Source organism: Superficieibacter electus, from assembly GCF_002915575.1.
Taxonomy (GTDB): Bacteria; Pseudomonadota; Gammaproteobacteria; order Enterobacterales; family Enterobacteriaceae; genus Superficieibacter; species Superficieibacter electus.
On record NZ_PQGD01000006.1, the window covers coordinates 57,400 to 69,565 of the forward strand.

10 protein-coding genes are annotated in these 12,166 nt (G+C 52.9%); 3 read left to right on the forward strand and 7 right to left on the reverse strand.

The genetic code is table 11. From position 1 onward, the window contains the following. The first annotated feature begins 53 nt into the window (after nucleotides 1-53). Together CHU32_RS08585 and fabA are read left to right on the forward strand one after the other, a co-directional pair. The gene (locus CHU32_RS08585; protein ID WP_103750824.1) at nucleotides 54-1,814 is read left to right on the forward strand and encodes an AAA family ATPase; all 1,761 of its coding nucleotides are present in this window, start codon (nucleotides 54-56) and stop codon (nucleotides 1,812-1,814) included. 68 nt (nucleotides 1,815-1,882) lie between these two features. Continuing rightward, nucleotides 1,883-2,401: a bifunctional 3-hydroxydecanoyl-ACP dehydratase/trans-2-decenoyl-ACP isomerase gene (fabA, locus tag CHU32_RS08590; protein ID WP_103675378.1), complete on the forward strand. Its 519-nt coding sequence runs from the start codon at nucleotides 1,883-1,885 to the stop codon at nucleotides 2,399-2,401. A 55-nt stretch (nucleotides 2,402-2,456) separates the two neighbouring features. On the opposite strand, the gene rmf is transcribed toward fabA, so the two are convergent. The 6 genes from rmf to rlmKL all read right to left on the reverse strand — a co-directional run bounded on the left by rmf (nucleotide 2,457) and on the right by rlmKL (nucleotide 10,388). Continuing rightward, nucleotides 2,457-2,624, reverse strand: a complete 168-nt coding sequence (gene rmf, locus CHU32_RS08595) for a ribosome modulation factor (RefSeq protein ID WP_103675379.1) — start codon at nucleotides 2,622-2,624, stop codon at nucleotides 2,457-2,459. Nucleotides 2,625-2,880: 256 nt separating this feature from the next. Beyond that, nucleotides 2,881-3,444, reverse strand: coding sequence for a membrane integrity-associated transporter subunit PqiC (pqiC, locus tag CHU32_RS08600; protein WP_103675380.1), 564 nt, complete (start codon nucleotides 3,442-3,444; stop codon nucleotides 2,881-2,883). Beyond that, nucleotides 3,441-5,081: an intermembrane transport protein PqiB gene (gene pqiB, locus CHU32_RS08605; RefSeq protein ID WP_103675381.1), complete on the reverse strand. Its 1,641-nt coding sequence runs from the start codon at nucleotides 5,079-5,081 to the stop codon at nucleotides 3,441-3,443. The genes pqiC and pqiB overlap by 4 nt, the downstream gene beginning before the upstream one ends. 1 nt (nucleotide 5,082) lies before the next feature. Continuing rightward, nucleotides 5,083-6,339: a membrane integrity-associated transporter subunit PqiA gene (gene pqiA, locus CHU32_RS08610; RefSeq protein ID WP_103750825.1), complete on the reverse strand. Its 1,257-nt coding sequence runs from the start codon at nucleotides 6,337-6,339 to the stop codon at nucleotides 5,083-5,085. 14 nt (nucleotides 6,340-6,353) lie between these two features. Further along, nucleotides 6,354-8,267, reverse strand: a complete 1,914-nt coding sequence (locus CHU32_RS08615) for an ABC transporter ATP-binding protein (RefSeq protein ID WP_103675383.1) — start codon at nucleotides 8,265-8,267, stop codon at nucleotides 6,354-6,356. 12 nt (nucleotides 8,268-8,279) lie between these two features. Beyond that, nucleotides 8,280-10,388 carry a bifunctional 23S rRNA (guanine(2069)-N(7))-methyltransferase RlmK/23S rRNA (guanine(2445)-N(2))-methyltransferase RlmL gene (gene rlmKL / locus CHU32_RS08620; protein ID WP_103675384.1) on the reverse strand — a complete coding sequence of 703 codons (2,109 nt, stop codon included), beginning with the start codon at nucleotides 10,386-10,388 and terminating at the stop codon, nucleotides 8,280-8,282. Nucleotides 10,389-10,488: 100 nt separating this feature from the next. Here rlmKL and CHU32_RS08625 point away from each other — a divergent pair, with 100 nt between their 5' ends. Further along, nucleotides 10,489-11,595 (forward strand): YcbX family protein, encoded by a 1,107-nt coding sequence (locus CHU32_RS08625; RefSeq protein ID WP_103675385.1) that lies wholly within the window; start codon nucleotides 10,489-10,491, stop codon nucleotides 11,593-11,595. Here CHU32_RS08625 and zapC read toward each other — a convergent pair. Beyond that, nucleotides 11,592-12,131 carry a cell division protein ZapC gene (zapC, locus tag CHU32_RS08630; RefSeq protein ID WP_103675386.1) on the reverse strand — a complete coding sequence of 180 codons (540 nt, stop codon included), beginning with the start codon at nucleotides 12,129-12,131 and terminating at the stop codon, nucleotides 11,592-11,594. The two genes, CHU32_RS08625 and zapC, sit on opposite strands and share 4 nt — an antisense overlap. Nucleotides 12,132-12,166 lie beyond the last annotated feature (35 nt).

Sequence of the window (12,166 nt, forward strand, 5' to 3'; positions counted from 1 at the left end):
CTGTTGCATGCGGTATAATCGCGCGCTTTGAATCTGACTAAAAAATATCGACTTTGACCATAAATAAACTTGCCTGGCGCGACCTTACACCTGATACCGAAAGCTATCAGCAGGTATTTGCACAGCCAGATTTTGCATCTGAAGACGATACGCTGTTAAACGGCACCCAGGACCGTCTGCTCTACGCGCTTGAGCAGTTGCTTCGTCCGTTGTCGGTATCCCCTTTTATGCTGGTGAAAGCGCCAGAAGAAACTGAATATTTACAATTACTGGCATCGACAGCCCGTGAGCTATGTCCTCCTGTGGACCAGCTGACCGGCGTCCATTACCAGATTGATCGTCACCACGTTACTCTGCAGCCAGCCAGCTCTCAGGATGATAATTTCGCGGGCACAGGTAACATACTGTGCGCTGACTGGGTTGAGGCTGAACAGCTTTTTGGCTGCGTGCGTCAATTCAATGGCGAAGTTACCCTGCATTCGGGCCTGGTTCATCCGGCCAACGGCGGGGTATTAATTGTCTCCTTGCGCACGCTATTAGCCCAGCCGCTGCTATGGATGCGCCTGAAGATGATTGTTGCGCATCAGCGATTTGACTGGGTGGCGTTCGACGAATCTCGTCCTCTGCCGGTTAGCGTACCGTCTATGCCACTCTCGTTAAAGGTGATGCTGGTAGGCGAGCGAGATTCGCTGGCGGATTTCCAGGAGATGGAACCTGAACTTACCAGCAATGCCATTTACAGCGAATTTGAAGATAATTTTCAGGTTGCTGATGCAGAAGATATGCAGCAGTGGTGTCGCTGGATCTATCAGGTGGCAGAATATTATCAGTTGCCCAAACCTGCGGCTGACGCCTGGCCCATTTTCATTCGTGAGGCGGTGAGGTATACCGGCGATCAGGACACCCTGCCGCTCTGTCCACTGTGGATTTCCCGCCAGCTACGCGAAGCTGCAGCCTTTACAGCAGAGTCGACCTTTACAGCGGAACAACTGCAGGCGATGTTGGCCCAGCGTGAATGGCGGGAAGGTTTTCTTGCTGAACGCATTCAGGATGAGATCCTGCTTGAGCAGATCCTCATTGAAACGGAAGGTGAACAAATCGGGCAAATTAATGCTCTGTCGGTGGTGGAATTTCCAGGCCATCCCCGTGCCTTTGGCGAGCCGTCCCGCATCAGCTGTGTTGTCCATATCGGCGATGGTGAGTTCACCGATATTGAACGCAAGGCGGAACTTGGTGGCAATATTCATGCTAAAGGCATGATGATCATGCAGGCATTTTTGATGACCGAGCTTGAACTCGATCAGCAAATCCCCTTTTCTGCGTCGTTAACTTTTGAGCAATCTTACAGCGAAGTTGATGGTGACAGTGCCTCTCTGGCCGAACTTTGCGCGTTGATTAGTGCGCTGGCTAATGCTCCCATAAATCAGAGCATTGCCATTACCGGTTCGGTAGATCAGTTTGGTCGTGTTCAGCCTGTAGGGGGACTGAATGAAAAAATTGAAGGCTTCTTTACCATTTGCCAGCAGCGCGGACTGACGGGTAGTCAGGGGGTGATTATACCCGCCGCTAACGTGCGTCATCTTAGCCTTTCACAAACGCTCTTGCAGGCCGTTGAAGCGGAACAATTTTTCATTTGGGCTGTCGATGATGTTACCGATGCGCTGCCATTGCTTACCCGCCTTCCGTGGGACGGCGATGGACAAACTACGCTTCTGCAAACGATTCAGGAGCGAATAGCACAGGCCAACCAGCCGGATGCGCGTCATCGCCATCCCTGGCCGTTACGCTGGCTCAACGGGTTTGGTTCGAACTGATCGGACTTGTTCAGCGTACACGTGTTAGCTATCCTGCGTGCTTCACTAAAATAAGGCTTACTGAGAACATGGTAGATAAACGCGAATCCTATACAAAAGAAGACCTTCTTGCCTCTGGTCGCGGTGAACTGTTCGGCGCTAAAGGCCCACAGTTACCGGCACCCAACATGCTGATGATGGACCGTGTAGTAAAAATGTCGGAAACCGGCGGTAACTACGATAAAGGCTATGTTGAAGCGGAGCTGGATATTAATCCGGACCTGTGGTTCTTCGGTTGCCACTTTATTGGCGATCCGGTAATGCCTGGCTGTCTGGGTCTTGATGCCATGTGGCAGCTGGTAGGATTCTACCTGGGTTGGCTCGGCGGCGAAGGCAAAGGCCGTGCGCTGGGTGTGGGTGAAGTGAAATTTACCGGCCAAATCCTGCCAACCGCGAAAAAAGTCACTTATCGCATTCACTTCAAGCGTGTGGTGAACCGCCGTCTGGTGATGGGTCTTGCCGATGGCGAAGTGCTGGTTGACGGTCACCTGATCTATACAGCCAAAGAGCTTAAAGTCGGTCTGTTCCAGGATACATCTGCGTTCTGATGCGTTAACAGGCGAAACCTCCGCGCGGCGGAGGTTTCTTTTTAAAGAGACAGAATCAGGCGATAACGGCCCTGTCCTCCATGGCTTCTCGCCAGCCTCCAAGCCAGTATGATCTCTGATTCAGCGCCTGATAGGGGCAAAGTTCTTTTGAGCGTCCGGCAATACCCGCCTGATACCCTCTCTGATGTGCCCGTTCCAGGCGATCTCGTTTTTGTCTCTTCATGCCTCGTTTCCCTCATCGTTTTGGTCTGGTGGAAAAGAAAACAGTGATTACAAAACGCGCAACCACGTATAACCAATAACGCGAAAAAAGCTGAGCGTCAATGCGCAAATTTCATACCGGTGTCATATTTGTGAGTTAAGTAAAGTGATCCTGGCAGCCATTTTTTGTCCGAAAACGAGTAACGGTCTGATGATAAATACAAAAAAAAGCCGCACTGGTATGACGCCCGGTGCGGCTTTAACAATATTAATTTTACTTATGGCAGGCGCTTAATCTCAGCAGCAATAGCGGAAGCTTCCTGCCCCCACGCCTGAGCCAGCATTTTTACCATCTCGTCGTAACCATCCTTTTGCTGCGCCAGTTCAACGTGGAAAGGCCGCTTGATGATCTGCCCCTGATGGTTCAACAGCCATTCACCGCTGACAATAACGTGTCCATCATAGCGTCCATGGAAGCCCGTGACCGTCACGTTCAGCGTATCCTGATCGCTCCCCAGCGGCTGCGAGGCAACAACCCAGCCCGGAAGCTGATTGCTCAAATTCGCCACCAGGGTAGTACGCAACTGCTGATCCAGCGGGCTGGCCCACAGGTTACTGTTTGCAATGACGTACTGAACGTCAGTGGTCTGATAAACCACGCCGTTTCCGGCGAGGTAATCCGGGACCGCAACCTGTTCAACCCACAATAGCCGGCTGCCCTGACTGGCAACACTTTGAGTGAGTAACTGCGATGAGGGCAATTGATACCATGTTTTGCTCTCTTCACTGCTGCTGCACGCAGATAACGCCAGCGCCATGAAAACCATCAGCCACTTTTTCATTGTTTTGCCCTCTTCGGCTCAGGATCTTTTTTACTCTTCGCTTCAAACACCAGCGCATTACTCTTATCGTTCAGCGTCTTGAGTACCGGCTGCAGCTCTCGCAATACCTGATCCAAACGCTGCATGTCGGAGACCATCTTGTTATAGGCGGCAGAGCCTGGCTGGAAGCCCTGCATGCTGCGATTAAGTTCGCGCAGTGTTTTTTGCATATCTGCCGGCAGTTCCTGCGCCGACTGGCTGGCCGTAAGCTTATTGAGATTATCCAGCGTCGTTTGCAGACGGCGCAGGGTTTGCTGACTTTCAGTAAGCGTGTTGGTTGCCTGCTGCAGCATTGGGTTGAGAGGCAAACTGTTAATTTTGTCCAGCGTATCCATCAGGCGCTGTTGGATTTGCGCCAGCCCGCCGCTCTCAGTCGGAATAACTTTGTAGCCACCAAACTCACGCATGCCAGTTACCGGCTCGGCTTTCGGGTAGAAATCCATATCCACGTACAGCGCGCCGGTAACCAGGTTACCCGTTTTCAGAGAACCACGCAGACCGCGTTTGAGCAGATCGGCCAGATGGCCTGCCACATCCGGGTTTTCACCAAGCTGACTGGCCAGACGTTCTGGTTCGATGCGAATCAGTACCGGGATTCGATAATCGTTATTCAGCGCCTGACGCAGACCCGGTACAAAGAATGGCACTTCGCCCACCGTCCCCAGTCGAATGCCACGGAACTCGACCGGCGCGCCCGGCTGAAGACCGCGAATGGAATCCTTAAAGAACATCAGATAATCAATATGATCGGTATAGAGCGACTCCTGAATGTTCTTCTGGCTGTCATAGAGATTAAATTCACTTTTCTCTGCGACCGGCTGACCCAGTTCCAGCCCTTCCGGTACGTCAAAGCTGACCCCGCCGCTAAATAGTGTGGTCAATGATCCCATCTCAACGCGCATACCTGCTGAGTTTAGATCCACCGCAATCCCGCTGTCTTTCCAGAAGCGCACATTACTGGTCACCAGACGATCGTTAGGCGCATTAATGAATAACTGATAGCTGATGGAGCGTTTTTGTGGATCGAAGGTGCTGGTTTCAACAGATCCCACCCGATAACCACGGAACAGCACCGGATCGCCCGGGCTAAGCTGGCCGGCTTTTTTGCTGTCGAGAATAACGCGTATACCCTTCGCATCCGGCGGTGCCAGCGGCGGCGAATCCAGCAACTGATAAGTTTCAGGCTCACTGCCCTTACTGCCCGGCTGAAGTTCAATATAGGCTCCCGAAAGCAGGGTTCCCAGGCCGCTAATGCCTTCGCGATCCACCTGCGGTTTTACCACCCAAAAAACGGAATCTTTATGCAGCAATTTTTCCATTCCGGCATTCAGACGCGCTTTGATTTCCACGTGAGTCAAATCATCGGTCAGCGTGGCGCTTTCGACCACACCCACGTTAACACTGCGGCTTTTGATGGTGGTTTTCCCGCCTTCAATACCTTCCGCATTAGTGGTAATAAGCGTCACCATTGGTCCCTGATGACTGTAGTGATAAAACAGTATCCACGCGCCAATAAGCGCGGTGACAATGGGGAATATCCAGACCGGGGACCAGTTTTTCACTTTCTTAACCTGGGCCTCACCCTTTTTCGTTTCCATGTTATAACGATTCCTCATGGCTGCTTTCCGGCTCCCGATCCCATGACAAACGCGGATCGAAGATCATTGCCGAGAACATGGTCATTATCACCACCAGCGCAAACATGAGCGCGCCCATAGCAGGATAAATATTCATAAGTCCCCCCATGCGCACCAGCGCTGAAAGGACTGCAATAACAAACACATCAATCATCGACCAGCGGCCGACAAACTCTACCACTTCATAAATGAGGTGCATTCTCTCCCGGTCGCGCTGCCCGTGCCCTTTAGCATCCCAGCACAGCCAGGCAATGGCGATCATCTTCAGCGTCGGCACCATAATGCTGGCAATAAAGATCACCCCCGCGACCGGGTACGATCCTTCACTCCACAGTAAAATCACCCCCGCCAGGATGGTGGAAGGCATTTTATCGCCCAGCAGATCCGTAATCATGATCGGCAGGATATTCGCCGGGAGATAAAGAAGGATCGACGTCACCAACAGTGCCATCGTCCATTGCAAGCTATTCTTACGCCGCACGTGTCCATGTGTATGGCAACGTGGGCACACTTTTTGATCGGCAGGAAGGATCGCCGTACAGCATGGGCAAGAGCGCAGCCCCTGGCGAATCCCCGTCACACCGGGAGTCAAAGGCTGCGTAATCGCCGGCATTGCCTCAATGTCATCCCACAACCAGCGGCGGTCAACGCACTGAAACGCACGTAGTTGAAGGATACAAAAAAGGCACCACGGGATAAAGCTGCTGCCAATGCCAATGTCACCGTAGGCCATCAGCTTAACGAAACTCACCAGTACGCCGGCGAGAAAAATCTCTGCCATTCCCCAGCTTTTAAGCTGAAAGAGGACACGAGCAAGCACGCGCTTTAGCAATTCCGGCATTTCAAGTCGGTTTACCAGCAATAAAATGGTCACCAGGCAAAACGCAGGCACCAGCTGGACGAAGACGATAAAAAACGTCCCCAGACTGGCATAATCCTCGGAGAACATTACGCGCGGGATTTCCAGCAGCGTCACTTCGCTTCTGACACCCGCGACATTCATATTGACGAAGGGAAACAGGTTTGACAGCAGCAGCATAAACAGCGCCACCAGCGCATAGGCTGTCGGACGCTGTCTGGGCGCAAACCATTCGGTCGTCAGGGTCGTTTCACAACGTGGGCACGTTGCTTTATGACCATGTTCCAGCGGCGGCAGCGCCACCAGCAAATCACACTGTGGGCACAGTATGTGCCGCGCAGCATGATGGCTATCACACATACTCGCTCCTCGGGTTATGCGCCGTTTTTGAGCGCTTCCAGGTATTCCCAGCGCTCAAACGCCTCTTCCAGCGCCTGCTCAGCAGCGGCCATATCGGCCAGCACTTTTTGTGTATGGTCGTGTGGCTGACTAAAGAACGCCGCATCAGCGACCTGAGCCTGAAGTGATTCGAGATCGGCCTCAAGCAGCTCCAGCTTCTGCGGTAGCTGTTCCAGTTCACGTTGTAGGTTATAGCTTAACTTTGCACCACCGCGCTTAACATTTTCCGCTTTTGTCGCGACGGGCTCCGCGATTTTACTAGTGGTAAGCGTTTTTTGTGCCTGAGAATGCGACTGCGACTGTTGACCACGCGCGTCATGATATCCACCGACATAGCAACCAATCTTGCCATTGCCTTCGAAAATCCAGCATTCGGTGACGGTATTATCAACAAACTGACGATCGTGGCTGACCAGTAGGACCGTACCCTGATAGCCATCGATAAGCTCTTCCAGCAGTTCCAGCGTTTCAACATCAAGATCGTTAGTCGGTTCGTCGAGAATCAGAAGATTGCTGGGTTTGAGGAACAGTCGCGCCAGTAGCAGGCGGTTACGCTCTCCGCCAGAAAGTGCCCGCACTGGCGTCATCGCCCGTTTCGGATGGAATAAAAAGTCCTGCAGGTAGCCCAGCACGTGACGAGGTTTACCATTGACCATCACTTCCTGCTTGCCTTCCGCCAGGTTATCCATCACCGTTTTATCCGGATCGAGTTCCGCCCGGTGCTGATCGAAGTAGGCTACCTCAAGCTTAGTCCCGACGTGAATGCGTCCGCTGTCCGCCTTAAGCTGACCGAGCATCAGTTTTAACAATGTGGTTTTGCCACAGCCGTTGGGACCAATCAGCGCAATTTTGTCCCCGCGCTGCACCTGGGCGGAAAAATCCCTTACCAGAGCCTTGCCATCAACCTGATAATTAGCGTTTTCAATTTCGAAAACAATTTTTCCTGAACGCGTCGCCTCTTCCACCTGCATCTTCGCACTGCCCATCACTTCACGGCGTGCGCTGCGCTCGTTTCGCATGGCTTTTAATGCCCGTACGCGCCCTTCATTACGGGTGCGACGCGCTTTGATCCCTTGCCTGATCCACACTTCTTCCTGTGCCAGTTTGCGATCAAACTCCGCGTTTTGCAGTTCTTCCACACGCAGCGCTTCTTCTTTCTCCAGCAGATATTGATCGTAATTGCCAGGATACGTCACCAGCTTGCCGCGATCGAGATCGACAATGCGCGTCGCCATATTGCGAATGAATGAGCGGTCATGCGAGATAAAAATAATCGTACCGTTAAAGGATTTCAGGAAACCTTCCAGCCAGTCGATCGTTTCAATATCCAGGTGGTTAGTAGGTTCATCGAGCAGCAGAATGCGCGGCCCGCTGACCAGTGCACGGCCCAGCGCAGCTTTACGTAGCCAGCCGCCGGAGAGTGATGCCAGCTCGGTGTCTGGCTCCAGCCCCAACTGCGCCAGCACTTCATTGATACGGTTTTCCAGCTGCCACAGCCCGTGGTGATCCAGTTGCTCCTGCACCTTTGCCAGTTCCTGCAGGTTTTTATCACTGGGATCGGTCATCACCAGATGTGAGATGTCATGATAGCGTTTGAGATAGGTGGCTTGCTCTTCAATGCCTTCCGCCACAAAATCATATACGCTGCCCTGCACGTTGCGCGGCGGGTCTTGCTGCAGTCGGGCGATAACCAAATCCTGTTCATACACAATGCGGCCGTCATCCAGCCCCTGCTCGCGGTTAAGGATCTTCATAAGGGTTGATTTGCCTGCGCCGTTACGGCCGACCAGACACACCCGTTCGTTATCTTCGATATGCAGTTCTGCGTTATCCAGCAGCGGCGAGTCGCTAAACGACAGCCAGGCACCGTGCATACTGATTAATGACATTTACTTTTCCTTTCAGGCGGCGGTAATCAGCCAGCAGTTGTGGATCTGACGATTGCGGGCAAAGTCCTGCGACAGCGTTTTTTGCGTAATCTCTTGTGCTTTCAGTCCCAGCTCAGCCAGCCCGTCGTTATCCATGCGGAAACCGCGTTTGTTGTTAGAGAACATGATGGTGCCGCCTTTACGCAGCAGGCGTTTGAGATCGCGCATCAGGCGCAGGTGATCGCGCTGCACGTCAAAGGTGTCTTCCATACGTTTAGAGTTGGAAAACGTTGGCGGATCGATGAAGATCAAATCGAACTGTTCATCGGTTTCTGCCAGCCATCCCAGCACATCAGCTTGCATCAGGCGATGCTGGCGTCCGGTCAGCCCGTTAAGGCGCAGGTTACGCTCCGCCCATTCCAGATAGGTGCGTGACATATCAACTGTCGTCGTGGAGCGAGCGCCTCCCAGCCCGGCATGCACGCTGGCGCTGCCGGTATAAGAGAAGAGGTTGAGAAAATCTTTCCCTTTGCTCATCTGCCCCAGCATCCGGCGAGCAATACGATGATCGAGGAACAGACCGGTATCAAGGTAATCAGTCAGGTTCACCCACAGCCTGGCGTTATACTCGCTGACTTCAATGAAATCCCCCTTCTCGCTCAACTTTTGGTACTGATTTTTGCCTTTTTGCCGTTCACGGGTTTTCAGAATCAGCTTGTTAGGAGCCATACTAAGCACGGAAATCGTCGCGGCGATAATATCAAACAAACGCTGCCGGGCTTTATGCTCATCGATGGTTTTCGGTGGCGCATACTCCTGAATGACCACCCACTCGGCATAGCGATCCACGGCTACGTTATATTCCGGCAAATCGGCATCATACAGGCGGTAACATTCAATCCCTTCCTGTTGCGCCCATTTTTCCAGTTTCTTCAGGTTCTTACGCAAACGGTTAGCATAATCTTCCGCTACCGTTGCTGGTTTGCTGTCTGCCGTAGTCTCGGCAAGTTGATAGTTTTTCTGCACGCAGTCCAGCGGGCCATTTTTGGCTTTAAACTGGCGGTCAGCACGTAACTGCAGGCAGTTAAGCAGGTCCGGTGAGGCGCTGAACATCGACAGATTCCAGCCGCCGAACTGGTTTTTCATAATTCGACCCAGCAGACTATGCAGGGCGATCAGCGCCGGTTCGCTTTCCAGACGCTCACCGTAAGGTGGGTTGCTGATAACCGTTCCGTAAGGCCCTTTGGGTAGCGGATTCGTGAGCTGCGCGACGTCTTTGACTTCAAAGGTAATCAGTTCGCCGATGCCGGCGCGGCGCGCATTACTGCGTGCACGCTCAATCACCCTGCCATCAACATCAGAGCCATAAAAGTGCGAGCTGTATTCCGCCAGGCCCTGACGGGCGCGAGTCTGCGCCTCGGCTTTCACCTCTTTCCACAGCGCCTCGTCATGCTGTGCCCAGCCGCCAAAGCCCCAGTGTCCACGATGCAGGCCTGGTGCGCGATCGGTGGCGAACATCGCCGCTTCAATCAGTAGTGTACCGGAGCCGCACATCGGATCGAGTAACGGCGTACCCGGTTGCCAGCCTGAACGCATTACAATAGCGGCGGCCAGGTTTTCTTTAATCGGGGCGATACCGGTGCGATCGCGATAACCGCGCAGATGCAGACCTTCTCCACTCAGATCGAGAGAAATGTGTGCCGTTTCTTTATTCAGCCAGACATTAATCCGCAAATCCGGAGACTCGCGGTCGACATTCGGGCGCGGCAGATTTTTACGCGTAAACGCATCAACAATGGCATCTTTCACCTTCAACGCGCCATACTGGCTATTACGAATGCTGTCGTTAAGCCCGCTAAAGTGAACGGCAAAGGTCGCCTCAGGATTAAATATCTCCGTCCACCTGATTGCCTGAACACCAAGGTAGAGGTCGAGATCGCTGTAAACGCTGCATTCTCCAAGCGGCATCATGATGCGCGATGCCAGACGACTCCACATCAGGCTTTGATATAAGAGCCGGGCGTCCCCTTCAAAATGGACACCGCCCTGGACCAGCTGGCAGTTCAGCGCACCAAGCCCTTCCAGTTCAGTTTTTAACAGCTCTTCCAGCCCGCGGGCCGTACTGGCAAACAGAGAATTCATATCGTCACTTTTACTCTAATAAAATTGTTGCGCATTATAGCCAATCTCAACGCTATGTCATAAAGTTGAGGGCTTATTTTCATGCATAAGGGACAAGGTTGTGGCCACGTTATCCAGACTTTTTATTCATCCGGTTAAATCCATGCGCGGCATTGGACTGACGCATGCACTGGCGGATACCAGCGGCCTGGCCTTTGACCGGATCTTTATGATCGCTGAGCCAGATGGTACCTTTATTACTGCCCGTCAATTCCCGCAGATGGTTCGCTTCACGCCTGCGCCTGTACATGACGGGCTCCATCTTACCGCACCGGATGGCAGTAGCGCGCTGGTACGCTTTTGCGATTTTGCCCCCCAGGGCGAACCCACTGAAGTGTGGGGCAATCATTTTACCGCACTCGTTGCTCCCGGGGAAATTAACCGTTGGCTGTCCACTTTTTTCGCGCGTGATGTCCAATTACGCTGGGTAGGGCCGGAGTTGACAAGGCGCGTGAAGCGTTTTGAAGCGGTGCCTCTCTCTTTCGCAGATGGCTTCCCTTATCTTTTGACCTGTGAATCCTCGCTGCGTGATGTGCAAAACCGTTGCCGCGCAGGGGTCAAAATGGAGCAGTTCCGTCCTAATCTTGTCGTTGCCGGTACGCAACCCTGGGAAGAGGATACCTGGAAAACGATCCGCATAGGCGATGTAGTCTTTGATGTGGTGAAGCCCTGTAGCCGCTGCGTATTAACTACTGTCAGCCCCGAGCGAGGACAAAAACATCCCTCCGGCGAACCGCTTGCCACCTTACAGACATTTCGTACGGCGGACAACGGCGACGTCGATTTTGGCCAGAATCTGATTGCCCGCAACAGCGGTGTTATTCGGGTTGGCGATGAGGTCACCGTTCTGGCTACCGGTCCTGCCAGACCTTATGGTGCGGGAGATATCATCGAAAACGTTACGCCTGAGCGCCAGGACGACGCGGAAGTCACTATCGACTGGCAGGGACAAACGTTTAGCGGCAATAATCAGCAGATTTTACTTGAGCAACTGGAACAGCAGGGAATTCGTGTGCCCTACTCATGCCGCGCAGGCCTTTGTGGTAGCTGCCGTATTCGCTTGATTGAAGGAGAAGTGAGCGAGTTGCGAAAAGGGGCTATTGCGCAGGACGGAACCATCCTGTGCTGTAGTTGCGTGCCAAAAACATCGTTACGCCTACAAGATTAAACGGCATGCTCCAGGTAGCGGGTGAGGCAGTCGGGCTGACGGAGCCGATCGTTCATCACTTTAATTGCGTCACCTAACTGCATCGTACGCCCGGCAACCATCACGCCGGGCTGAGCAATCAGGCACAGCGTGGCATTATCACCAGGTTCCACCACCAGCAAATTAATCTCTTCGTGCGAGTCGCTAAGCCAGACGCAGGCAGCGTCTCCCATTGCAGGCGTCCAGAGAGAGGCATGCGCCGTAAAGTGCCAGCTTTTCGGCATTTGCGGTTTCAGAAAGCGAATAGCCACCAGCGCATTAAGCACCAGCTCAGCACGCTGTTCTTTATTGAGTTCGAGGTCGCGACATTTTTCTTCAAACGAGAAATAAAGTGCCGCATCATCCACACAAAATCCTGAAGATTCAAAGGCATCCGGCGTCAGCATCCGTCGGGCGAAACGAGAGCGAAATAGCATGCCGTTCGCTAAATCGAGCATCATTCGATCATGCTCATCGTCGAAATACCAGCGCCAGTTATCGTCGGGTTTAATTCGCATTATGTTCCTGTCCCCTTCAGTTTTTCATTTCGGCA

Excerpts from the sequence above, each read along its gene's own strand:
- rlmKL (WP_103675384.1), bottom strand. The coding sequence starts at position 10,388 with ATGAATTCTCTGTTTGCCAGTACGGCCCGCGGGCTGGAAGAGCTGTTA.
- pqiB (WP_103675381.1), bottom strand. The coding sequence starts at position 5,081 with ATGGAAACGAAAAAGGGTGAGGCCCAGGTTAAGAAAGTGAAAAACTGG.
- pqiC (WP_103675380.1), bottom strand. The coding sequence starts at position 3,444 with ATGAAAAAGTGGCTGATGGTTTTCATGGCGCTGGCGTTATCTGCGTGC.
- CHU32_RS08615 (WP_103675383.1), bottom strand. The coding sequence starts at position 8,267 with ATGTCATTAATCAGTATGCACGGTGCCTGGCTGTCGTTTAGCGACTCG.
- rmf (WP_103675379.1), bottom strand. The coding sequence starts at position 2,624 with ATGAAGAGACAAAAACGAGATCGCCTGGAACGGGCACATCAGAGAGGG.
- zapC (WP_103675386.1), bottom strand. The coding sequence starts at position 12,131 with ATGCGAATTAAACCCGACGATAACTGGCGCTGGTATTTCGACGATGAG.
- pqiA (WP_103750825.1), bottom strand. The coding sequence starts at position 6,339 with ATGTGTGATAGCCATCATGCTGCGCGGCACATACTGTGCCCACAGTGT.
- fabA (WP_103675378.1), top strand. The coding sequence starts at position 1,883 with ATGGTAGATAAACGCGAATCCTATACAAAAGAAGACCTTCTTGCCTCT.